Origin of the sequence: Brachyspira sp. SAP_772, from assembly GCF_009755885.1 — a bacterium.
Lineage (GTDB): Bacteria > Spirochaetota > Brachyspiria > Brachyspirales > Brachyspiraceae > Brachyspira.
This window is the reverse complement of sequence record NZ_VYIX01000001.1, coordinates 485152-508505: the sequence shown is the minus strand read 5'-3', so window position 1 is coordinate 508505 and position 23354 is coordinate 485152. Positions and strand designations below refer to the sequence as shown.

The 23354-nt window shown below is 28.4% G+C and carries 22 protein-coding genes and 1 pseudogene; 2 read left to right on the top strand and 21 right to left on the bottom strand.

Features of this window, described 5'->3' with window-relative positions:
* Positions 1-29: 29 nt before the first annotated feature.
* Entirely contained in the window at positions 30-1634 is a 1605-nt protein-coding gene (locus GQX97_RS02220) for a gamma-glutamyltransferase family protein (RefSeq protein WP_157150331.1), read from the bottom strand.
* Between the two features lie 164 nt (positions 1635-1798).
* Here GQX97_RS02220 and GQX97_RS02215 point away from each other — a divergent pair, with 164 nt between their 5' ends.
* Entirely contained in the window at positions 1799-3001 is a 1203-nt protein-coding gene (locus tag GQX97_RS02215) for a pyridoxal phosphate-dependent aminotransferase (protein WP_157150330.1), read from the top strand.
* 44 nt (positions 3002-3045) lie between these two features.
* On the opposite strand, the gene GQX97_RS02210 is transcribed toward GQX97_RS02215, so the two are convergent.
* The 4 genes from GQX97_RS02210 to GQX97_RS02195 form a co-directional block, all read right to left on the bottom strand.
* The gene (locus tag GQX97_RS02210; RefSeq protein ID WP_157150329.1) at positions 3046-3756 is read right to left on the bottom strand and encodes a hypothetical protein; all 711 of its coding nucleotides are present in this window, start codon (positions 3754-3756) and stop codon (positions 3046-3048) included.
* 782 nt (positions 3757-4538) lie between these two features.
* Positions 4539-4970, bottom strand: a complete 432-nt coding sequence (locus tag GQX97_RS02205) for a rhodanese-like domain-containing protein (protein WP_157150328.1) — start codon at positions 4968-4970, stop codon at positions 4539-4541.
* Between the two features lie 88 nt (positions 4971-5058).
* On the bottom strand, positions 5059-6801 hold the full coding sequence (locus tag GQX97_RS02200; RefSeq protein ID WP_157150327.1) for a CASTOR/POLLUX-related putative ion channel: 1743 nt from the start codon (positions 6799-6801) through the stop codon (positions 5059-5061).
* Between the two features lie 9 nt (positions 6802-6810).
* A complete protein-coding gene (locus tag GQX97_RS02195) occupies positions 6811-7347 on the bottom strand; it encodes a hypothetical protein (protein WP_157150326.1) in 537 nt (178 codons plus the stop codon).
* Positions 7348-7509: 162 nt separating this feature from the next.
* Here GQX97_RS02195 and GQX97_RS02190 point away from each other — a divergent pair, with 162 nt between their 5' ends.
* Entirely contained in the window at positions 7510-8427 is a 918-nt protein-coding gene (locus GQX97_RS02190; RefSeq protein WP_157150325.1) for a DUF4912 domain-containing protein, read from the top strand.
* A 49-nt stretch (positions 8428-8476) separates the two neighbouring features.
* Here the strand turns inward: GQX97_RS02190 and ispH are convergent, their stop codons facing one another.
* The 16 genes and pseudogenes from ispH to GQX97_RS02110 all read right to left on the bottom strand — a co-directional run bounded on the left by ispH (position 8477) and on the right by GQX97_RS02110 (position 23340).
* Positions 8477-10210, bottom strand: coding sequence for a 4-hydroxy-3-methylbut-2-enyl diphosphate reductase (ispH, locus tag GQX97_RS02185; RefSeq protein ID WP_157150324.1), 1734 nt, complete (start codon positions 10208-10210; stop codon positions 8477-8479).
* Positions 10210-10401, bottom strand: a complete 192-nt coding sequence (gene rpmB, locus GQX97_RS02180; RefSeq protein WP_014932896.1) for a 50S ribosomal protein L28 — start codon at positions 10399-10401, stop codon at positions 10210-10212. The genes ispH and rpmB overlap by 1 nt, the downstream gene beginning before the upstream one ends.
* Positions 10402-10525: 124 nt before the next feature.
* Positions 10526-11170, bottom strand: a complete 645-nt coding sequence (gene phoU / locus GQX97_RS02175; protein WP_157150323.1) for a phosphate signaling complex protein PhoU — start codon at positions 11168-11170, stop codon at positions 10526-10528.
* Between the two features lie 43 nt (positions 11171-11213).
* Positions 11214-12011 (bottom strand): phosphate ABC transporter ATP-binding protein PstB, encoded by a 798-nt coding sequence (gene pstB, locus GQX97_RS02170; RefSeq protein WP_157150322.1) that lies wholly within the window; start codon positions 12009-12011, stop codon positions 11214-11216.
* 22 nt (positions 12012-12033) lie between these two features.
* Positions 12034-13824, bottom strand: coding sequence for a phosphate ABC transporter permease subunit PstC (gene pstC, locus GQX97_RS02165; protein WP_157150321.1), 1791 nt, complete (start codon positions 13822-13824; stop codon positions 12034-12036).
* An 81-nt stretch (positions 13825-13905) separates the two neighbouring features.
* Entirely contained in the window at positions 13906-14712 is an 807-nt protein-coding gene (locus tag GQX97_RS02160) for a substrate-binding domain-containing protein (protein ID WP_157150320.1), read from the bottom strand.
* Positions 14713-15166: 454 nt separating this feature from the next.
* Positions 15167-16618 carry a catalase gene (locus GQX97_RS02155; protein WP_157150319.1) on the bottom strand — a complete coding sequence of 484 codons (1452 nt, stop codon included), beginning with the start codon at positions 16616-16618 and terminating at the stop codon, positions 15167-15169.
* 304 nt (positions 16619-16922) lie between these two features.
* Positions 16923-17210, bottom strand: coding sequence for a thioredoxin family protein (locus GQX97_RS02150; RefSeq protein WP_081445689.1), 288 nt, complete (start codon positions 17208-17210; stop codon positions 16923-16925).
* Between the two features lie 101 nt (positions 17211-17311).
* A pseudogene (locus GQX97_RS14900) lies at positions 17312-17596 on the bottom strand (thioredoxin family protein); the annotation flags it as partial.
* Positions 17597-17735: 139 nt separating this feature from the next.
* A complete protein-coding gene (locus tag GQX97_RS02140; RefSeq protein ID WP_157150317.1) occupies positions 17736-18683 on the bottom strand; it encodes a hypothetical protein in 948 nt (315 codons plus the stop codon).
* A 35-nt stretch (positions 18684-18718) separates the two neighbouring features.
* Positions 18719-20143, bottom strand: a complete 1425-nt coding sequence (locus GQX97_RS02135; protein WP_157150316.1) for a PTS sugar transporter subunit IIC — start codon at positions 20141-20143, stop codon at positions 18719-18721.
* 139 nt (positions 20144-20282) lie between these two features.
* A complete protein-coding gene (locus GQX97_RS02130) occupies positions 20283-20426 on the bottom strand; it encodes a hypothetical protein (protein ID WP_232473242.1) in 144 nt (47 codons plus the stop codon).
* 110 nt (positions 20427-20536) lie between these two features.
* Positions 20537-20854: a thioredoxin family protein gene (locus tag GQX97_RS02125; RefSeq protein WP_157150315.1), complete on the bottom strand. Its 318-nt coding sequence runs from the start codon at positions 20852-20854 to the stop codon at positions 20537-20539.
* A gap of 55 nt (positions 20855-20909) precedes the next feature.
* On the bottom strand, positions 20910-21920 hold the full coding sequence (locus GQX97_RS02120; RefSeq protein WP_157150314.1) for a permease: 1011 nt from the start codon (positions 21918-21920) through the stop codon (positions 20910-20912).
* A gap of 27 nt (positions 21921-21947) precedes the next feature.
* Positions 21948-22991, bottom strand: coding sequence for an ACR3 family arsenite efflux transporter (gene arsB / locus GQX97_RS02115; RefSeq protein WP_157150313.1), 1044 nt, complete (start codon positions 22989-22991; stop codon positions 21948-21950).
* A 28-nt stretch (positions 22992-23019) separates the two neighbouring features.
* Complete coding sequence (locus tag GQX97_RS02110; RefSeq protein ID WP_157150312.1) at positions 23020-23340, bottom strand: helix-turn-helix transcriptional regulator; 321 nt, start codon at positions 23338-23340, stop codon at positions 23020-23022.
* Positions 23341-23354: the final 14 nt, after the last annotated feature.

The window sequence follows — 23354 nt, the reverse complement described above, 5'->3', positions numbered from 1 at the left end:
TTATAAATAGATAAAAAAATAAATATTTCCTAATATCCAATAATAGCAGAATCTGTTCTATAATCACACCCGCCATATAATACATTATTCTCATTTCTAAAAACTATCTGCCCTCTTCCAAAATATCCAAAACTATTTAACTTATCTTTTTTTATTATATTATGCCCCTTACTCTGAAGCTCTAATGCTAAATTATTATCAAAATTATGTTCTAATTCTATATTTTTTTCACCCACCCATTGCCATCTTGGTTTATCTAATGCACTTTGAGGGTTAAGGTTATCATCTATCATATTTCTTAAAACCTGTAAATGCCCCTGAGGCTGCATAAAAGCACCCATTACACCAAATGCCCCAATAGGTTTATTGTCTTTGCATAAAAAACCGGGTATTATAGTGTGATATGGCTTTTTTCTTGGTGCTATAAAATTCGCTGATGATTTATCTAATGAAAAATTAGCTCCTCTATTATGTAATGCTATCCCTGTTTCTGGTATCACTATACCCGAACCAAATCCCATATAATTACTTTCTATAAAAGAAACCATATTTCCATAAGAATCTGCCGCAGCTAAGTAAACTGTATCCCCGCTATTAAATATATAATTTGAAGGTTCTAATGCTTTATTGTTAGTTATAAGTTTTGCTCTTTCTTTAGCATACTCTTTTGAAAGCATCTCCTCAACTCTTACTTTCATGTGTTTTTCATCTGCTATATATTTTTTTGTGTCTGTAAATGCGAGTTTTAATGCTTCTATATCATAATGCGTATTTAACTCATCAAAATTGCTAAGTATATTTAATGCCATTAGCACTGTTATGCCATGACCATTAGGAGGTATCTCATAAACATCATAGCCTCTGTAGTTTGTAGTTATAGGTTCTACCCAATCTGGATAATAATCATTCAAATCTTCTTTAGATAAATAGCCTCCATATTTTTTCATAAACCTATCTATCTTTTCAGCAATCTCTCCCCTATAAAAACTCTCAGCATAAGTGTTTCCTATTTCAAATAGAGTTTTAGCATGATGAGGAAGTTTTACAATGCTGCCAAGTTCTGGGGATTTGCCATTAAAAGTAAAAGTGTCAAACCAATATTTAAACTCTTCTTTATTATCAGAAACCTTTAAATAATTGTTAAAAGCAATATTCCAATCAAAAGCCACTTGAGGCTGTAAAGCATATCCATCCTCTGCATATCTAATAGCAGGCTCTAAAACCTCTAACAATTTTAATTTACCGAATTTTTTACTTAAAGCAGCCCATGTAGCAGGAATGCCTCCAACAGTGATAGGTATAAGTCCATAATGCGGAACACTGTCTAAATTAAGCGATAATATTTTATCAACATCCAAATTTTTTGGTGAAAATCCACTTCCGTTTATAGCATGCAATTTATTATCAAAATAAACTATAGCAAAAGCATCGCCCCCAAACCCATTTGAAGTAGGCTCTACCACAGTTAAAGCAGCGGCAGTTGCAATGGCACTGTCTATTGCATTGCCCCCTTTTTTTAATATCTCTATACCAGCTTCAGTTGCCAATACATTACTGCTTGCAACCATCCCCTTACTTCCAAATACAACATTTCTTGCTGAATTATATTCATTATTATAAAAATTAAACTTCATAAAAACACCAAAAAATATATTTATTTTTAATTATATACTATAAAAAAAATAAATCATCATTAAAAATAACAAATATAACAATAAAAAGTAATTATTTGTATATTGACAATTTTTATTATATACTCTAATATTACTATATATAATAAAGTTTTTGGAGAAAAAAAATGGAAATATCGCAAAGAATTCAAAGGCTAAAAACTTCGCCTGTAAGAAAGTTAAACCCATATGCCGAAGAAGCAGTAAAAAAAGGCATAAAAATCTACCATCTTAATATAGGTCAGCCTGATATTGAAACACCTAAAGTATTTTTAGATGCTATTAGCAAATATAATGGTAAAACCCTTAAATATGAAAATTCAAGAGGTATGAAACCGCTTATAAATAAAATACAAGAATATTATGAGAAGAAAATAGGTGTCCATTATGAGGAAGATGAAATTAATATCACTAATGGCGGTAGTGAAGGATTATTATTTACTTTACTAGCTATTTTTGATGAGGGTGATGAAATATTAGTATCAGAACCTTATTATGCTAATTACAATAGTTTTTATGATGTATTAGATATTAAAAGAAATGCAGTTCGCACTTATGCAGAACAAGGCTTTCACCTTCCAAGCCGTGACGAAATAGAAAAGCATATTACTCCAAAAACCAAAGCATATATGTTTTCAAATCCTTCTAACCCTACTGGGGTTGTATCTACAAAACAAGAACTTGATGATATCGCTTATCTTGCTAAAAAACATGATATGTTTATTATAAGCGATGAAGTTTATAGAGAGTTTGTTTATGGCGATAAAAAAGCTATAAGTTTTGGTACATATAAAGATGTGGCAGAAAATGTTGTTATAGTTGACTCTATATCTAAAAGATTCTCTGCTTGCGGTGCTAGAATTGGATGTGTAATAAGTAAAAATAAGGCATTTAGCACTGCTGTATTTAGAGAATGTCAGGCTAGATTATCTGCTCCTACACTTGAAATGGTTGGTGCTGCTGCTTTATATGATTTGCCTGATAACTATTTTGAAGATGCTAGAAAAGAATATGATAACAGAAGAAAAATCATGTTTGAAGAGCTTACAAAAATGGATGGCGTTGTAATGCAAGAGCCTGAGGGAGCTTTCTACGTGCTTGCTAAACTTCCTGTAAAAAATGCTGAAGATTTTGCTATTTGGTTGCTTAAAGACTTTAATCTTGATGGGGAGACTGTTATGTTTGCTCCGGGTGAGGGTTTCTATGCAACTCCCGGCTTAGGAAGAGATGAGGTGAGAATGTGCTATGCATTAGAGGCTAAAGATATAAAAAGAGCTATGGAGATTTTGAAACAGGGCTTAATTAAATATAGAAAAGAAGTAGAAAAATAATTTTTTGAAAATACATAAGGGGCTGCAAATAACAGCCTCTTTTTTTATATAAAATCAGGCGGGAATTTTTTAACTCTTTCTTTAAATAAAAAATCTATTAACTCTCTGGTTCTTGTTAGAAGATAATATGACCATAATTCTATTGAGCTTTTTCCTAATGTATAAGTATTTATTTCATCTACAGGTATGGCTATTATTTTAGTAGTATTTGAGTTTAAGTTAATTTTTAAGTCTGCTTCATAATATTTATCATTTATTCTAAACTCTGGAAGCATATCATGAACTATGCAGTTTCTTATGCATTGAATTGTTTTAGCTGTATTATATTCATTTTTGGGAAGCATTTTATAATTATTAACTATTGATATTAAAAAGCCTATATTAAATTGTGCTAAATCTTCTACATTTGTAATTTGCTCTTTAATTTTTTTTCCATTATTAAATCTATATACAGAAATATATCCATCTTCTTGCATTTTTTCTTCTAATAAAATCATAAGAGATTGTTCAAACATACTTCCTGCTAAAGTGCAGCTTGCTTCAAAATATCCGAAATAATAATTTTGATGCACCTGATATAGAAGTTTTATCATATGTTCAATGCGTGAATTATTTATTTGTCCTACATGAAGTCTCTGATACTGAAGTTTTTTTCTTCTGTTTTCTGCCTCTTCTAAAAAGCTGTCATTATATCTCTCTTTAAGTGAAAGTTTTGGCTGCTTAACTTTTTTATTTTCATGAGTTTCATTTTGCATATATAGTCCTAATTTGATTGATAGCTACATTATATATTATAAATATTTTTAATAGAAGCATTTTTATTGAATATATTACTTACTTCAAAACTCAACTAATAAATATTTGTATTGTTTTTGATTTAATATTTAGCATGTAAAATATAGTTAGTATTACTTTCGTAACTTGCACTTTTTGGTTCTTTGACGAAGTCCACACCGTGTAGTTGCGGGAAAAAGAACAATAAGATTTTTATCTTTTTTATTGTTTGCAGGGCTTTGCCCCGCACCCCACTTCTTTTATTGGTATAAAAGAAGCAAAAGAACTGCATTTAATGAAGTATAGCTAAAAATATATGGTATTATTCATATATATTTTAAATACTTGCACTTTTGCGAAATATATACGAATAAGCGAAATAATTTGTACTTTTTGCAACTTTTTGCTACGGGAAAAAGTTGAATAAAATAAAAAACTTATATGACAATTTTTTTAAGTTTGTGATTTGTGGTGGCTTTGCCCCTGCGAAGCGTGCCCTTAGGGTACACACCCCCAGTTCTTTTGCCGATAGGCCCCTACTCGGTACGACCGTAGGAAGTGCCTTCGGTATTGGTATAAAAGAACCAAAAGAACTGCATTTTCATGGAATATAGCTACAAACATATATCATTATTTAATATATATTTATAATCAATAAAATTAAAACAATACAAATATTTATTAATTTAGTTTTTAAATAAGTCTATTTTAATAAAAGGGGCTGTAATAAACAGTCCCCACAATTTTTATTTAACAATAATTTTTATTTATTTAAAGCTTTAGATAATTCAGCATATCCGCCATCTTTTAGATAATTCACATTTTTAAATCCATTATCAAGCAAATACTGAACTGTTTTTCCTGAACGTCCGCCTGTCTTACAATAAAATAAATATTTTTTGCTTTTATCTAATGACAATAATTTTTTAGTATAGTCTTTAGTTTTATAATCAATATTGATAGCACCTTTTATAGTTCCTGTTTGTTTTATCTCTTCTGGTGTTCTAACATCAACTAAAACTATATTAGGATCAGATTTCCATAATGATATAAAATCATTGAGAACTAATCCATTCTTATTGACAACTTTTATATTGTCAAGTTCATACACAATCTCATTAGTTTTTGCTGTTTGGGCATTAGATACAATTGTTGTTATTAATAATGCCAAGATAATAAAAATATTTCTTTTCATAGGTATACCCCTTAGTAGTATTTTATATTATTATTAGACGAATATATATAATAAAAAGTTCCTAAAATATAAAAATAATTATTATTTTTTATATATAGCTTGTTATTATTATAATTATTTCATCTGTACTGTCTAATAAAAAATCTGTAGGAGGATTTAAAAGTATATCATCATATCTTTTTATTCCTATTATAATAATTCCTCTGTAAAGTAAATCAAAATAAGCATCCTTAAAAGTTTTATTTTCATTAAAATATTTTGAATATGATGATATTATTATGTCTTTTCCATTTTTGCTTAAAAGTCCATAAAACAAATATAATATATTATAATCAATAGAAGCTTGTGCCATAAGCATACCTATTAACTTACCGCTTACTATAAAATCTCTAACATCATCTGAATATATTAAATTTCTTTTTTGTATGGAGTTTAATAAAGACAATATAGATAATTGTATATTTTCTTTTTTTATTATTTGTCTTATGATAAGAAGTATATTTATGCTTTTTGCATCTGTGATACTGTCTTCAGATATTAAAACTATTTTTGTTATGTTTGAGCTTTTTATTTTTTCTAATAAGAATTGATATTTGTTTTTATGTATTTTTATATCATCATAACTTAAAGATTCTAAGTTTGAGTTTTCTATATATTCTTTTATCTCTCTTACAACATCATTATTATTTTTCTCTTCAGAAATTAACAGAATATTATGAACCATATTACTACTATAATATTTATAATTTTTATTTTCAGTTACAATATCATTTTTATCATTATTTTTGTAAAGACCAACTAATTTATCACTTTTCTTTATTACATATTTACTGTCAGGTACTTTTAAAAACTCCATATCATTTTCTATTATACCTACAAGTATTACGCCTTTATTCATATATTTTAAAGCCACATCTTCAAACTCATCATTTTCAAAATTATGATTGCTTTCTATTTTAAAGTCATTACCGTCATTAGAAAATAAATCCTCATACACGCTGCTAAGACCTGTATATATAATGCTTTGAGAAATAAGTTTATACAATAATTCATATTTATAAAGTATATGAACGGTAAAATTTTCATCTTCCATAGATTTTATTATTTCTAAAGTATCTTCATTATGAACTAATAGACATATATTGATTTTTTCATCATTAGCATTTCTCTCTTCATTTAAAATCTTTTTTAATGCAAGTAAAATATTTAATGACTCAGTATCATCATTATTAATAATAGATATGCTGGAACATTTTTTTATATTAAGAAGTTTTATATTTTCTATTCTGCTAGTAGAGCCTTCTCTTATAATAATATTAGACCTTCTATAACCTTTAATAAAAGAAATTCTCTTTCTAATAATATCAACATTATGCTCAGAAAGCAAAACTATATTTTTAATTTTAGCAATTAAGAACTCTTCTATAATAGTAAGTGCCTCTTCACCATATCCAAGTATTATAGAATGCCCCTTTTCCATAATAAAAGCATTACCCTTACTTAAATTATTTATTCTGTCTTGCAATGCTTTATTAATCATAGCAATGAGAGAACCCCAACCGCATACTCCTATAAAAGTAACCATTAAAAAAGTGATAACAAGCCCAAAACTTCCATCTACAGATGATATATTACCCGTGTCTATAAATTGCATCAAACTATCCCAAAAAGCATCTTTTATAGGATAATCAAATATTAATATTATAAAAGCAGAAACTATTAAGAGAATAATTATTATAACACAAACTAAAAGCATTAATTGATAGAACAACCCCTTATTAAGCATTCTATCAATTCTATATTTAAAATATTTTAATATTTCTTTAATCATGTTTTTTTATTATTTATAAGTTTTAAAATAGTTTAAAATATCTTTATATTTTTTAACATTACTGTTTCCAGACAATAGAACAAATTTGTCAAAATTATCATAAACTTTTTTACCATATTCTACTTCTTTGGCAGCATCATTATTTTTTACAGCATTATCATATTTGTTTTTGTATATAAGAGCAAGCGAATAATAAGAATTAGGGTCTCCCCTCAACTCCAAAGCCTTATTATACATTTCTATAATTTTTTCTTCTTTGTATTCTTTTTGTAAATACGTAGCCCCATACATATAAACATCTCCCAAAGTTGAATATGCAGGATGCTCTTTTAATTCTTTTTTCTTTCTGGAATCTAATATGCTAATACAATATTTTAATTGAGCATATGCCTTTGGACTTCCATCAAACTTACTTAAAGAACTTCCATATTTTGCTACTATATCTAATTGCTGATCCTTACTAGGAGTCATAGGAACAGTAAAATCTTCTTGAGCTAATAAAACAGTACTAAAAATAATGAAAAATAATATAACACTTTTTTTCACGTTCACCCCTTAAAATAATAATATGCAATAATTATCGTAATAAATATAAAAATAATATAAAAATAAAAAAGTAAAAAAGTTATTGACAATATGGTTATTTATTCTATAATTTACACATTAGTTATTACATATTTATAACCCTATACCTATGGAGAATTATTTATGGCTACAACCAAAAAAACAACAACCCAAAAAGAAACAGCTGTAAAAAAAACAGCCGTAAAAAAAGATGTTGCCGCCGCTCCTAAGAAAACTGCTGCAAAAAAAGAAGCTGCTCCTAAAAAAGCAACAGTTAAAAAAGAAACAGCTAAAAAAACTACTGCAGCTTCAGCTAAAAAAACTACATCCAAAAAGGCAACTACAGAAAAAGAATCAGTTTCTGCTAAAAAAACTACTACAGCTAAAAAAACAGTTGTAAAAAAAGAAACAACTAAAAAAACTACAACTGCTAAAAAAACATCAGCAAAGAAAACTGCTAAAAAAACTAAAGAAGAAGAAATAATAATTAAAGTAGAAATTGAAGAAGAAGAAAAAAAGCCGCAATATATACCTGATGATGTTGATATTGTTAGAGAATTACCTGATAGATATAATGAAACTAAATTAACTTTAATGATGAGAGATCCTGAATGGTGCTTTTTCTATTGGGATATATCTGATAATGACATATCTTATCACTCTTTGAAAAACCGCAGAATATCTGTGAGAATATTTCATGTATTTGGTTATGATATTACAAATGGTGAAATACACAGAGAAATTGATGTTAATGCAATTTATGGAGACAGATATATTAATTTAGCTATGCCTCATGCTTATTTCATTGCTGAGTTAGGTTATTATGATGAAAATAATAGATTTATTGTATTAGCTAGAAGCAATATGATATATGCTCCAAGAGATTCAATCAGCAGCAATTATGATGAAGAATGGATGGTTAATGAAGAGATTATTAAATTACTTAAAGCTCCTAAAGCTTTGAGAGAAAGTTTATCTTCTGCTACTATATTTGAGCTTATTGATTTAAGAGCAAATCATTTACAATCATCATCTTCTTCACTTTTTAGAAGAAAAGAATAATTATTAGCGGTATTAAAGATTTTTTGCAAATATATTTTTTGCTTAAAAATTAAATTAATGCCGCTAAAAATAATACATATAATGTAGAATCTATTAATATAGAAAATAAATGTCTGCTTGTTATCACCCTTCTTTTCATCACTATAAATGATACTATGCTGCTATATAAAACAGGGATAAAATATTTCATGTTATTAAAATCTGAGAAAAATATATTGGCAATAACTACACCTATTAATAATATTATTGGTATAATGGCTGTTATTATTGCTAATTTATCTGAATCTATATAAGTAGTTAGAGTAACAGCTCCTGCTATCTTGTCGCTTTGTGAAAATTTTATTTCTATTAAAGCCTGTCTTATAAACATAAATATAAAAACTATACTCACTGAAAATAAATAAGATAATGTATTATCTTTTAATATGTTTCTATTAAGAAGCAATATAGAGCCATTTAAAAGAGTGGTAACAGCAATGGATATTATTATAGCTTTAAATGGTATTAATTTTTTAAATAATCTAAAGAAAAAGGAATTATTAAATCTATCATTTTTTTCAAAGCTCATATTATATGCAGTACCCAAAAGTGTAGATAATATTGTAAGCATTAATATACCAATATCAACATTGTATGCAAGATAAAACATAATTAATGCACTTATAACAATAATAGTTAAAAATGCAGGCTTATATTTCTGATAGAAAAGATAGCGTCTTTTATCACTAATTTTTATAGTATAATTGCTATAACCATTACCCAAACTCATAAATAAATAATATAATGCCACTATCACCCCTATTCTATATTGAAAAGGTTTATCTAAAATATCATAAATAGCATAAGACATTAAAAAAGCACCAAAAGAAAAGAATATATAACCATAATTAAGAAAATCAAATAATTTATTAATGCCTCTATAAAAACTGTTTGAATAATTATCTTTTATAGTTTGAGCAATATCTTCTATGAGCCAATCAGGAGTGGAAGCTCCCGCCATTATGCCTACATTTTTGTAGGAGGTAAGATCTATTTTCTCTAAATCTTCTTTAAACTCTACATAAAATGAAGGCTTTATATTGGAAGCTATTTTGTATAGGTTTCTAGTGTTACTGCTCTCGCTTCCGCCTATAACAAGAACTACATCATTTCTTTTAGCTATATCTAATATTTCATTTTGTCTTTGTTCGGTTGCTTCACAGATTGTATTTTTTATTATTAATTCAGAGTTTTTGTATTTATTTTGTATTTGAGAAACGAATTTATCGAATGTTTCTTTTTGAAGGGTTGTTTGGGCTACTATTAGAGTTTTTTTATCATCTTCTGGAAGCTTATCTATATCTTCGTCTTTATAAACAACATAAACATCTTTTGCAAAACCGCATACACCAATAATTTCAGGGTGATTAGGATTACCTATAACAATAACCCTATAACCTAATGAACTATGTTTTTTTACTAGACCTTGTATTTTTGCGACATATTTGCAAGTAAGATTAACTATTTTTTTTGCATGACTAGATAGAGCTTCTCTTCTTTCTGGAGATATGCCATGTGCTCTTATAATTACAGTTTTATCATCAAGCACAGACATATCATCTTCAGTATCTTCGTAGGTTTTTACACCTGTTTTTTCAAGCATATCTAAAGTTTGAGGATTATGTATAAGATGACCGTCTACATAAATCTCTTCATTGCTTTTAGAGGCTTGCGAGAAGGTTTTTTCAACGGCATATTTAACACCGTCACAAAAACCCGCGAATTTTCCAATTTCTACTTTCATTATTTAGCTTTTACTACTTTGTTTCCTTTAATACATTTAGTGCAAACCAAAGCTTTTTTAGTAGAACCATTAAGTTCTATTTTTATATTTTGCAAGTTAGCATTGAATGAGCGTTTAGTTTTAATATTTGAGTGGCTAACGCTATGTCCATTCTGTTTACCTTTGCCACATATTTCACATACTCTTGCCATCATTTCCTCCAAAAAAGTTAACAATAATTTTGCAATTAGTATATAACAAAAACATAATATAGTCAATACTGCACTGCAAAATTTTTATTAATACAAAATTCGTAAAATTATGGGTAATTTTTAATTATTTTACCCTGTCGCCTGTGCTGTAATAATAAACCCACTTAGCTATATTTTCAGCATGATCCCCCATCTTCTCAAAATACTTAGCTATCATCATCAAATATATTGCCTGATCTGCATTCTCAGTGCCGCTCTTTATTAAATTAACCATAGCATCACGCATCTTGTAGAATAATTTATCCACATAATCATCTCTCTCTATAATGCTCTTAGATAATTCACCATCTTTACTTTTAAATGCCTTAAGACAATTATTAAGCATCTCATCAATAATATTAGACATCTCTATTATAGTGTCAATATTATTTTTATAAACATTTCCTTCTAATAAAAATCTAAGCAAATCGCATATATCCTTAGCCTGATCCCCTATTCTCTCTAAATCTGTAGCTATTTTTAATGCTGATGAAACTATTCTTAAATCGGTTGCAACAGGGTGTTCTAATAATAGCATTTTTAATGATGAGCTTTCTATTCTGTAAGATATTCTATTTATATTTCTGTCATTTTCTATAACCTGATTTGCTAATTCAATATCTCCATTTGTTAAAGCCTTTGTAGAGTTTCTTAAAGCTTCTATTATCATCTCACCTGCTTCAACAACATATTCTGTTAATTTATTTAATTCTTCTTCAAATTTTTTCATTTTTTTTACTCCGTTTTTTATTAAAAAATAATAAGTTATAAAATTAACCAAATCTTCCGGTGATATATCTCTCTGTTCTTTGGTCTTGAGGCTTAGAGAATATATCTTCTGTATCTCTATATTCTATAATCTCACCAAACAAAAAGAAAGCCGTTTTATCAGATACCCTCATAGCCTGCTGCATATTATGCGTAACTATTACTATTGTATATTCATTTTTAAGCTCATCAACAAGGTCTTCTATTTTGCCAGTGCTTATTGGGTCTAATGCACTTGTAGGCTCATCCATAAGAAGTATTTTAGGGTTAACCGATAAAGCTCTCGCAATACATAATCTCTGCTGCTGACCTCCAGAAAGTCCTAAAGCATTTTTATTAAGCCTGTCTTTTATGTCGTCCCAAATAGCAGCCTTTGTTAAACTATATTCAACAATCTCATCTAACTCTGATTTCTTTTTTATTCCAAAAGTCCTCGGTCCATAAGCAATATTGTCATAAACACTCATAGCAAAAAGATTAGATTTCTGAAAAACCATTCCTACATTTTTTCTCAAATACGATACATTAACATTTTTATTATATATATTAACTCCAGCTATCTCTATATCACCTTCTATTTTACAGTTTGGAATTAAATCATTCATTCTATTAAAAGTTTTTAAAAGAGTAGATTTTCCGCAACCAGAAGGTCCTATAAAAGCTGTTACGCTGTTTTTGTTTATATCAATATTTATTTTTTTTAAAGCCTGAAAAGATTCATAATATAAATCTAAATCTCTAACCTTAATAGCTATATCAGTATTAAAATCAAAATCAACTATATTATTTAATTCATTAGCCATATATATTCAATCCCCTTAGAATTTAATAATCTTTTTTTAATTTTGTATTCACTAAAAATAATGAAGCATTAAGAAGTATAACCATTATAAGCAAAATGCTTGCAGTAGCGAAAGTCTGATTAATATAAAGCCCCTCGCTTGAAAACATCCACATCATAACAGAAAAAGAACTCCCCGCACTAAAATAACCCTTCGGCATATATCTAACAGCACCAGCAGTATATATTAAAGCCGCACTCTCTCCAACTATCCTACCAATACTTAAAATAACAGAAGTCATTATTCCAGAGAAACCACAAGGCAAAACTATCTTAAATATTGTTCTCACCTTTGAAGCCCCTAATGCCAAACTACCCTCTCTTAAACTTGAAGGTATTGAGAGTAAAGTCTCTTCTGTTTGTCTTATTATAGAAGGAAGTATTATTAACACTAATGTGAGAGAACCCGCTAATATGCTTCTTCCCATTCCAAACAAATTAGCAAATATTAGCATACCAAAAAGTCCAAACACTATTGAAGGTATTCCCGATAAACTGTCTGTAAATATTCTTATTATAGATATTAATTGACTCTTTGCTTTTGAATATTCTGTTAAATAAATAGCGGCAAATACTCCTAATGGAATAGCTATTATTAAAGACATAAAAAGCATCATAGAAGTAGAAACTATTGCAGGCAAAAGCGTCATTTGAGAATTGTTGCTTTCACCAAATAGTAAATTTAATGTTATATGAGGAAGCCCTCTAATAAGTATGAATAATACTATAAAAACTAAAAGCAGTGTAGATACAATAGAAGCAAATACAGAAATATATTCTAAAATACTAGCCTTTATAGTACACATCTTCATGTCAAACTTTTTAAAAGAAAAATCATTTATATTTGTTTTAAGCTCTTTGTTCTTTCTAAAAAGATTAGAAAAAGAAAATGAAAAATATAAATTATTTCTTTTTAGGATAGAAAGCACTATATTGATTATAAGTATAAATATGAGTAGTACAAAAGCAGTTGCAATTAATGCTGACCTATGATTTCCTGTTGCATACCCCATCTCTAATGCTATGTTAATAGTCATAGTTCTAAAATATGAGAATAAATCTTTAGGTATAAAAGGAGCATTACCTGCCACCATCATAACAGCCATAGTCTCACCAATAGCCCTTCCCATACCAAGCACTATAGCAGAAAATATTCCTGACTTTGCCGCCTTCACTATAACACCAAAAATAGCCTGAGAATGAGTATTACCCAAAGCCCTAGCACCGTCATAGTAATATTTGTAAACAGCTTCCAAATTGTATCTTGTAATTGATGTTATAGTAGGAAGTATCATTATAGCAAGTATTATAGAACTAGCTAACACCCCCTCACCCACATTATTTGGAGAGAAGTTTTTTAGAAAAGGAACTAATACCACCATTCCAAAAAATCCATAAACAATAGATGGAATGCCCGCAAGCAAATCTATTACCTGAGATAATATTACTCTTATTCTTTTTGGAGCAAACATTGATATATAAACCGCCGTAAAAAAACCAAATCCGCCCCCAAGAAATACTGAAAGAATTGTGATATATAAAGAGCCCATAATCATCGGCAATATTCCAAAATCCTTTGTTGAAGGCGACCAATTCATTCCAAAAACAAATTGAAAAAATCCAACCTCTTTAAATATTGGAACACTATAGATAAATATAAAAATACATATTGAAAATACAACTATAACTGAAAATATAGAACATATAAAAAATATATATCTCATTATATTATCTATTATTTCATTAAACTTATATTTATTAATATTCTTACTCAAAATAAATGTCCTTAAAAATTACTTAGAAATAAAAAAAGCCGATATACAAAAAATATTGTACATCGACTTATTCATTTCAAATTAGTTAGCTACATAGCCATTTTCATTTATGACCGCTTTCCCTGTTTCACTATTAATGAAGTCTAAGAACGCCTTAGTTCCTTCATCAAGTTCAATCCCCTTTTTAGTGAATATGTAGAAAGGACGGTATAGCTTGTAGGCATCACTTTTAATATTTTCTACTGATGCTTGAACATATTCATTTTGACCTTTTGCTTTATATGCCAAAGGCTTTATTGTATCATCAATAGAACCCAAAGAAATATATCCAATCTTAGAAGTATCACTCATTACTGATGTCTTAACCTTTCCTGTTCCATCTAATATTTCAACAGTTGCAGGTAATGGATTTTCTTTGCCGATAGAAGTTAAGTCTGTAAAAGCACTTCTTGTACCAGAACCATCTTCTCTTGAAATAGATTTAGTTACACTTCCTATTGCAGTATTGTTCATGTAAAGATTATATAATTCTTCTTCGCTTATCTGAGCAATGTCAGCATCTTTATTAGCGATGATTACTATACCATCTTGACACAATAAATAAGCATCTAAACTTGGTAACTCATCTTCTTTCAAATTTCTTGAAGCCATGCCTATATTGTTGTTGCCGTTTATAGTATCCTGAACTCCAATAGTTGAATCTGATGTTTCTACTGTTACAGTATAGTTGGAATTAGCTTCTTCAAATTTTTCAGCTAGTTTGAACATTAGTGGGGAAACTGAAGAAGAACCTGTTATAACGATATCAGTAGAACTAGAGGCGCCGCCTCCGCAAGAAGTAAGCATGATCATGCTCACGAGACTTAAGAAAATCAAAATCTTTTTCATAATATTGATTTACTCCTAAATAGTTTTAATTGCCAAATTCAAAAACAGCAGCTCTTGAATTGACACAAGTCTTATATAGTAAAAAAAAAATTATGTCAATATAGAAATAAAAATTTATTTTAATTTTTTTAAAATTATTTTTTATTAGATTGTAGTATATTAATGAAGAGTTTTATTAAAATAATAGCTTTTTTATAATGATTTTTTAAAAAAATTTATAGTTTTTATAACCTTTTAAAATCTGGATGTATAAAATATTATGCTTAATAATTAAATATAAATTTTAAATTATGTAAACTGAATTATGTTATTTAAAATATGATAATTTAATTATGTTAACTATATTATGTTAATTAAATCCTAATTCATAAAAACAATAATAGCCAACCGAAATTATCGATTGACTATTATCGTATTATTTATGGAGATTGTTATTTATTTAGTTGTCTATTTTTTATTTTATATCCTTCTCATCAAAACCTAATGCTTTGGCAACCCCTAGTCCATAAGCCTTATCTACATTCATACAATTTTTAATATGTCTTAATTGTACTTCTTTAGTAACACCATTCATATCTCTTGCTGTATTTTCAAACAACACTTGCTTTTGTGCATCTGTCATAAGATTAAATAAAGCTCTTGCATCAGTGTAATAATCATCATCATCTTCTCTATGGTCATATCTATAAGCATCGCCGTAAATTTTCAAAGGAGGTTCAGCATATTCTTTTTGCTCTTTCCATTCGCCTTGTGAGTTTGGTTCGTACTCAACTTTTGAACCATTAGACTCTACTCTCATATATCCATCTCTGTGATAAGTGTTAGGTTTAAACTTAGGTGCATTTACAGGAATGCTTGCATAATTAACACCTAATCTGTATCTTTGAGTATCAGTGTATGAGAATAATCTTCCTTGAAGCATTCTGTCTGGTGAGAATCCAATGCCCGGAACTATTGTAGAAGGACTAAATGCTGATTGCTCTACTTCTGCAAAATAGTTTTCAGGATTTCTGTTTAATTCTAAAACACCAACATCAATTAAAGGATATTCTTTTTGTGACCAAGTTTTTGTTAGGTCAAATGGATTTCTTTTACTTGCATTTGCTTGCTCTTCTGTCATTATTTGAATTTTCATGTTCCATTTAGGGAAGTCGCCTCTCTCTATAGCTTCAAATAAATCTTTTTGAGAGCTTTCTCTGTCTTTTGCTATTATTGCTGCAGCTTCTTCATCCGTTAGATTTTTAATTCCTTGCTGAGTTTTGAAATGGAATTTTACCCAATATCTTTTGCCTTCTTTGTTTATAAAACTATAGGCATGGCTGCTAAATCCGTGCATATGCCTATAACTATAAGGTATACCTCTGTCGCTCATATCTATAGTTATTTGATGAATAGATTCAGGAAGTGAAGTTAAAAAGTCCCATTTGTTTTGAGCACTTCTCATATTAGTTCTAGGGTCTCTTTTTACAGCGTGATTCAAATCTGGGAATTTTAAAGGGTCTCTAAAATAAAATACAGGAGTATTGTTTCCTACCAAATCCCAGTTTCCTTCTTCAGTATAAAACTTAATAGCAAAACCTCTTATATCTCTTTCAGCATCAGCAGCACCTCTCTCACCTGCTACTGTAGAAAATCTTACAAATAATTCTGTTTTCTTTCCAATTTCAGAAAATATTTTTGCTTTAGTATATTTTGTTATATCATGAGTAACTGTAAATGTACCATAAGCCCCAGAACCTTTAGCATGCATTCTTCTTTCTGGTATAACTTCTCTATCAAAGTGTGCCATTTTTTCCATGAACCATACATCTTGAAGCAACATAGGTCCTCTAGCACCTGCCGTCATAGAATGCTGGTTATTTTCTACTGGGGCACCAAATTCTGTAGTTAATTTTTTATCTGACATCTTAATTACTCCTTATTAGTATTTATTATCAATAAATATATTATACTATATAGATATAGTTATTGCAAGTTGAATTCTATATTTTTTACAAAAATAACTATATTTTTTTAATTTTTTTTAATAATTAAAGCCTAAATACATATAAAACTATAATAATATAGATAAATTAATAAATAGATTGATAAATTGATAAAGAAATATTTGATAAATTATAAAGGATACATAAAAATGATAATAAAAAAGAGATGAATATAGTAAAAATATATCCACCTCTTTTTATATAAAATATAATTATAATAAAATATTATAAATTAGCTTTTAATAATTCAATGATCTCTTCTTTACTTAAGACTTTTCCATAAGAAAGAACCTTATCATCTAAAACTAAAGCTGGAGTTGACATAACACCATAAAATGCTATATCTTCCATATTTTCTACATGTTTAATAGCCAAATCAAGTTTAGCTTCTTCTATTGCAGCTATAGTGTTTTCCTCTAATTTTCTGCAATTTTCGCAGCCTGTACCAAGTATTTTAACTCTTGCCTCAATAGGTTCTTCCTGTACTTTTTCCTCTTCACCGAAGGGATCTATAACAGGTCCTCAGCCGCAGCCTCCTCCATTACCAAAAAAAAGATCTTTCCATGACATATAATCTTCTCCTTATAAATTTTATTTTTTATATAATATTTAAATTATAACAATTTTTCTTTTAAAATTCCTATTAGCTTCTCTTCAGAAAGAATTTCTCCATAAGAAACAAGCTCATCATCTATTATAAGAGCAGGTAAAGTCATAACACCATAATATGACATAAGAGCCTTATCATCAGTAGATTTAATAGGAAAATCAATATTTAATTTATTTACAGCATTTTGCAAATTAATAAGCATTTCAGCAAAGCTTTCGTTAGATAATAATAAGATTTTATCAACTTCTCTTTGTACACCCTCATCTTCTAGAGGATCAGGTAAACAGCCTCAGCCAAAATCTATTCTTTGCATATACCCCACCTTAACGTTTTTTATATATACATCATACAGGTATATTAATATAATTGCAAATTTATTTTTAAAAAATATTAAATAAATATATGTTTTTATAGGCTATTATAATAAATTATTTTCTATAAGCCATTCTTCTATAAGTGTGTCTTATACCTCTAAGAGCAATAGACATAGCCATAATATTTTCTGGTAATGACATTCCGCTATAAGCAGCGTCCCCTATATGCACAATATCAGCACCTGCCATCTTTGACCATAAAGTCATCTCTCTAATAGTATTAACATCAGCACCCTCTTGAGAAGTACCTATAGCTGTCTTTGCTAAAACCCCAAAACTATGTATTCTTTTTATCTGTTCATGAACAAAATCAACAGTGTAGCCCGGAAGTGTTGAAGGAGCCCCAACCATAACAACATCGGCACCAGCCTTAACCATATTGTCAAGCTCTTCCATAGAATATACATTATCTCCACCTGCCCCATGCATTTTGCCTGCAATAATAAGAATTTTATCTCCACATACATTTTTTAATTCTTTAGCAGATTTTGCTATATTTTCTATTGTAACACCTGTATTAGGATTTCCTGTAAGAACAACATAATCAAAACCATACTTAAGAAGCTTTTCATAATTTTCTTTTGAAGCTCTAAAACCGGGATTATAATTACTATTTTCTGGCACAGGCTCCAAATTAACTCCTATCAATCTTCCTGTAATCTTTTTTAAATCTCTAACAATATTATCATTATTTTTATTCATCTCATTAACTAAACCTTTTAATCTTGCAGATAACCAAGTTTTCTCTGATGAATCAGGATTTTCTTTGTATAATCCCCAAATAAAAGGCTTATTCATATCAAATAGATTTAATGTAATAAAGTCAGCACCAAATGCACTTGCTGCTTCTGCATTACTAACAGAATCTATTAAAGGCTGATGACCGCAGCAAACTTCTGCCATAACAGACCTTCCTTCAGATTTTTTTATGATATCTTTTAATAGAGATGCATTCATATTTAATACATCTTCTAAAGCAAGCTCAAAAATTCTCTTACCCATAAAATACTCTCTCCTTTTTTATTTTATAATTATTCTTACTTATTTTCTTCTGTTTCTTCTAAAAGAAGTTTTTTATCATAAGCTATTAAAAATGGGAAATATATAGCAGTTAAAACAGCTAAATTAATTAAAACCAATATTATAGATTTCCAATCGCCCCCCGTAGCAAAATAAGCATATAAAGGAGCAGGAAAAGTCCAAGGCACAACAGCAACAGTCTGAGAAATAAAACCTATCTTAGTAGCTATATATGAAATAATAACACATATCATAGGACCTGTAATATATGGCACCATTAAATATGGATTAAGCACTATAGGAGCTCCAAAAACTATAGGTTCATTAATATTAAACAAACAAGGAGCCAAAGAAGACTTTCCTAAAACTTTCATATATTTTGATTTTGCCACAAAAGCCATCAATATAACAAGACCAAGAGTACCGCCGCCGCCGCCAATCCATACAAAAGCATAATAAAACTGATTTGTTAATATATAAGGTATAGCCTCACCACTTATATATGCCTGAGCATTAGCCTCAAAAAGCTGTAAAAGTATAGGCATAGTAAAAGCCTCTACTATAGAACTTCCATGAATACCTAAACACCATAAAAAACATATAAAAAATACCATTATCAATGCACCCGGTAAACTATTTATTATAATAGGAAGCCAGAAGAATAATTTTTGCAATATTACATGTAAATCTATAATTCCAGATGGAAATTGATTTGGAAATAAAGCTGGTATTAAATGAAGAAGCTCAAATAATGACACTATAACTAACAAAGGAATTAAAGCTTCAAATGATCTTATAACACCTTCAGGTACACCATCAGGCATTTTTATAGTTAAGTTTTTCTTTTTAAAGAAATTAAATATAAAACATACAAGTATCACACATAGAAAACCTACGAACATCCCTTTACTGCCCATATTATCCATAGATATTATAAGACCTAAAGATTTTAAAGGAGTTGAAGAAACATTAAAAGTCTCTCCAATATTAGGTAAGCTCTCTAATTTTAATAACTCCATTAAAGCAAGCTGATTTTCTTCTGTTACTACAACTTGAGAAAATGATACAGCCTCTAATGCTTTAGTCCAATCTAAAGTCATAAAAAATGCTATCAAAGAAATTAGTATAGTTGGAATTGTAGGAAGTTCTAAATTTCTTGACAAATGATAAGCTGTACCTATTATAACAAAAATTGATATAATACTCATAGTAGCCTGAAAAGGCATTAATATAATATCTCTATTTAATGCAATCCATTTAAAAAGCCCAACAGTTTCAAACCAAGAACTCGGAACAGGAGGATATGCTATAAGCAAGAAAAAACTACCTACTATAGTTATACTTATAACAGATATAACCCCTTCCTTAATTGCACTAATATATTTATTATTAGACAGCTTTACAACACTATTAAGTAAAAAATTTTCAATAAACTTATTCATAATTATCCCTTATATTTTTTTTGAAGTATAAGATATAAGAGATAATTGTCAAACTAAAATATTACCACAATAATCTGGTAATAAATTGTTATCATCTGCCAATAATCAAACATAATTATATTTTAATTAATATAATTTTTCACACAAAATAAAAAGCATTAAATATTATAGCAATAGTAACAATACAAATAATCATAGGCATTTTTACAACCTTCTTAATCATAAAAGGAAGTAAAAGAGCAGTAACAAACATCATAAATGATAATATAGTGCCTACCCTCATTATAATACAAACTCTATACAATATAAATAACCATAATTTATAATTATTCTATATATATTATATATTATAGATTATAGATATATATAGAATAATTTTATATTAGAAATTTATTACAATTTACCTTTTAATAGTTCAATTATTTCATTTTTATTTAGCACTTTACCATAAGATAATACTTTATCATCTAATACCAAACCAGGCGTAGACATAACTCCATAAGAAGCTATTTTAGCCATATCCTGAACATGCCCTACTTTTAAATCAATATTCATTTCTTTCAAAGCTTCTAATGTATTTTCTTCTAATTTTTTGCAGTTACTGCAACCAGAACCTAATATTTTTATTCTAGCATTTTCTTCATTAGATGATGTTTCGCATGAACCTCCGCAGCTGCAGCCGCAATTTGATTTTTTGTTGTTAGAAAACATAGTTTACTCCTTTTTATAATTTTTTATTATTAATTTATATTAAATAGAAATTAAATCATGCAAAAAGAAAATAAAAATTATTAAATAAATATCCTATTATGATTATCCCTAAAGTTACTATGCCTACAAACAATATTAAAAGAGGCATTTTTACAACCTTTTTAATCATAATCATAGAAGGAAGCGAAAGAGCAGTAACAGCCATCATAAATGATAATATAGTGCCTAAACCAGCCCCCTTATAATATAAACTCTCAGCAATAGGAAGTGTGCCAAATATATCAGCATACATTGGAATACCAACCAAAGAAGCTAAAGGCACAGAATACCAATTATTTTTTCCAAGTATAGAGTTTATCCATGCTTCAGGTATAACATTATGTATAAAAGCCCCAATTCCAACCCCTATAAATATATATAAATAAACCTTTTTTATAGTTTGCATTACCTGATTTTTTGAATATATTACTCTCTCTCTTTTTGTCATTTTTGCTATTTCTATATTAGCATTAGATTTTATATTTTTCACAAAGTCTTCTAAATATCTCTCCATTTTAAGCTTGCCTATTATAGTGCCTCCTAAAACAGCAAGTACAAGCCCAACTACAACATAAGCAATAGCAATCTTCATTCCAAATACACTAGAAAGAAGTATTAAAGAAGCTAAATCTACAAGAGGCGATGATATTAAAAAAGAAAATGTCATAGATATTGGTATACCCGCAGAAGTAAAACCTATAAAAAGAGGTATAGAAGAACAAGAGCAAAATGGAGTAACTGTTCCAAAAAGTGCTGCTAATATATTTGCTGATATCCCATTAAATCTTCCTAATATTTTTTTTGTTCTTTCAGGCGGAAAAAACGATTGAACATATGATATACAAAATATGAGCACTGATAATAAAATAAATATTTTTATAACATCATAAACAAAAAATTGTATAACACCTTTTAATGTTTCTGATATAGCAAAATTATTTAATATATTTCCTATTAAAGTATTAAGCCACTTCATAGATATTATTTGATCTTGTATAAATATAAATATTGTTTTTATGTTTTCCATTTTTTGTAACTCCAAATATTTTGTAAATTAATTTTTAAATTTGTATTTTGTTGCATTTGCTATTTTTACAAGTGTGAGCATTACAGGCACCTCTACTAAAACACCTACAATAGTCGCAAGTGCTGCCCCAGAATTCACTCCAAATAATGATACTGCCACTGCTACAGCAAGTTCAAAGAAATTTGAAGCCCCTATCATGCCTGCAGGTGCTGCTATATTATGAGGAAGTTTTAATAAATAACTTGCCATATAAGATATAAAAAATATTAAGAATGTTTGTAATATTAAAGGTATGGCTATCAAAACTATATGAATGGGGTTTGATAATATAACTTTTCCCTGAAAACTAAATAATAATATCAATGTTAATAATAATCCTATTATAGTAATATTATCAAACTTATGAATAAAAATATTACTAAAATATTCTATTCCTTTTTTACTGCATACATAAACTCTCGTAATAATACCAGCAGTTAAAGGAATAAGAACAAATAATACAACAGATAAAAATAATGTATCCCAAGGCACTGTAACATTTGATATACCTAGTAGAAATTTCACTATGGGAACAAATGCTACAAGTATTATTAAATCATTAGTAGCCACCTGTACAACAGTGTATGACGGATTTCCATTTGTTAAAGCACTCCAAACAAATACCATTGCAGTACATGGAGCAGCCCCTAAAAGTACAGCTCCAACTAAATATTCTTTTGCTAAATCTTTTGGTATGAATTGATTTAGTATAGTATAAAAAAACAATGAAGCTATAAAAAACATACTAAAAGGTTTTATAAGCCAATTTACAATCCAAGTAACAAATAAACCTTCTGGATTTTTTGTAACGTTCTTTATGCTTTGAAAATCAACACTCATCATCATAGGATATATCATAAGCCATATTAATATTGCTATAGGTACAGACACATTTGCATATTCAAATTTATTTAATGTATCTGGTATGATAGGTAAGAATTTAGATATCAATACCCCTATAACCATGCATATAAATACCCATAAAGTTAAATATTTCTGAAAAAAACTTATATTTTGTTTTTTACTTTCCATAATCTTAACGCCTCTAAACATTATTTTATTAATCGCATTTACATTTTATTTTTTTGCTAGTTTTTGATTTATTTGCATATTCTCCATAGGAGTTGAGAATCTTTTTTGCATCTTCAAAGCCTTGTTTATTTATACTATAATGAGTCCATTTACCTTCTTTTCTGCCATTTACTATTTTTGCATCTAAAAGTATTTTCATATGATGAGATAATGTTGACTGAACTATATTTAGTTTTTCTAAAATTTTACATGCACATATCTCACCCTCTTTTAGCATATCTAATATTTGAAGTCTATTCTCATCACAAAAAGCTTTGAATACTAAAGCATCTTTTTTATAATTTTTCATTAAACCTCCTAAAA

Bases quoted from the DNA above. Each gene is read 5' to 3' on its own strand.
- GQX97_RS02125 (WP_157150315.1), bottom strand. From the start codon at position 20,854: ATGTTTTCTAACAACAAAAAATCAAATTGCGGCTGCAGCTGCGGAGGT.
- GQX97_RS02135 (WP_157150316.1), bottom strand. From the start codon at position 20,143: ATGAATAAGTTTATTGAAAATTTTTTACTTAATAGTGTTGTAAAGCTG.
- ispH (WP_157150324.1), bottom strand. From the start codon at position 10,210: ATGAAAGTAGAAATTGGAAAATTCGCGGGTTTTTGTGACGGTGTTAAA.
- GQX97_RS02110 (WP_157150312.1), bottom strand. From the start codon at position 23,340: ATGAAAAATTATAAAAAAGATGCTTTAGTATTCAAAGCTTTTTGTGAT.
- GQX97_RS02130 (WP_232473242.1), bottom strand. From the start codon at position 20,426: ATGAGGGTAGGCACTATATTATCATTTATGATGTTTGTTACTGCTCTT.
- GQX97_RS02120 (WP_157150314.1), bottom strand. From the start codon at position 21,920: ATGGAAAACATAAAAACAATATTTATATTTATACAAGATCAAATAATA.
- rpmB (WP_014932896.1), bottom strand. From the start codon at position 10,401: ATGGCAAGAGTATGTGAAATATGTGGCAAAGGTAAACAGAATGGACAT.
- GQX97_RS02220 (WP_157150331.1), bottom strand. From the start codon at position 1,634: ATGAAGTTTAATTTTTATAATAATGAATATAATTCAGCAAGAAATGTT.
- GQX97_RS02205 (WP_157150328.1), bottom strand. From the start codon at position 4,970: ATGAAAAGAAATATTTTTATTATCTTGGCATTATTAATAACAACAATT.
- phoU (WP_157150323.1), bottom strand. From the start codon at position 11,170: ATGAAAAAATTTGAAGAAGAATTAAATAAATTAACAGAATATGTTGTT.
- GQX97_RS02155 (WP_157150319.1), bottom strand. From the start codon at position 16,618: ATGTCAGATAAAAAATTAACTACAGAATTTGGTGCCCCAGTAGAAAAT.
- GQX97_RS02215 (WP_157150330.1), top strand. From the start codon at position 1,799: ATGGAAATATCGCAAAGAATTCAAAGGCTAAAAACTTCGCCTGTAAGA.
- arsB (WP_157150313.1), bottom strand. From the start codon at position 22,991: ATGGAAAGTAAAAAACAAAATATAAGTTTTTTTCAGAAATATTTAACT.
- pstB (WP_157150322.1), bottom strand. From the start codon at position 12,011: ATGGCTAATGAATTAAATAATATAGTTGATTTTGATTTTAATACTGAT.
- GQX97_RS02140 (WP_157150317.1), bottom strand. From the start codon at position 18,683: ATGGGTAAGAGAATTTTTGAGCTTGCTTTAGAAGATGTATTAAATATG.
- GQX97_RS02160 (WP_157150320.1), bottom strand. From the start codon at position 14,712: ATGAAAAAGATTTTGATTTTCTTAAGTCTCGTGAGCATGATCATGCTT.
- GQX97_RS02200 (WP_157150327.1), bottom strand. From the start codon at position 6,801: ATGATTAAAGAAATATTAAAATATTTTAAATATAGAATTGATAGAATG.
- GQX97_RS02190 (WP_157150325.1), top strand. From the start codon at position 7,510: ATGGCTACAACCAAAAAAACAACAACCCAAAAAGAAACAGCTGTAAAA.
- GQX97_RS02210 (WP_157150329.1), bottom strand. From the start codon at position 3,756: ATGCAAAATGAAACTCATGAAAATAAAAAAGTTAAGCAGCCAAAACTT.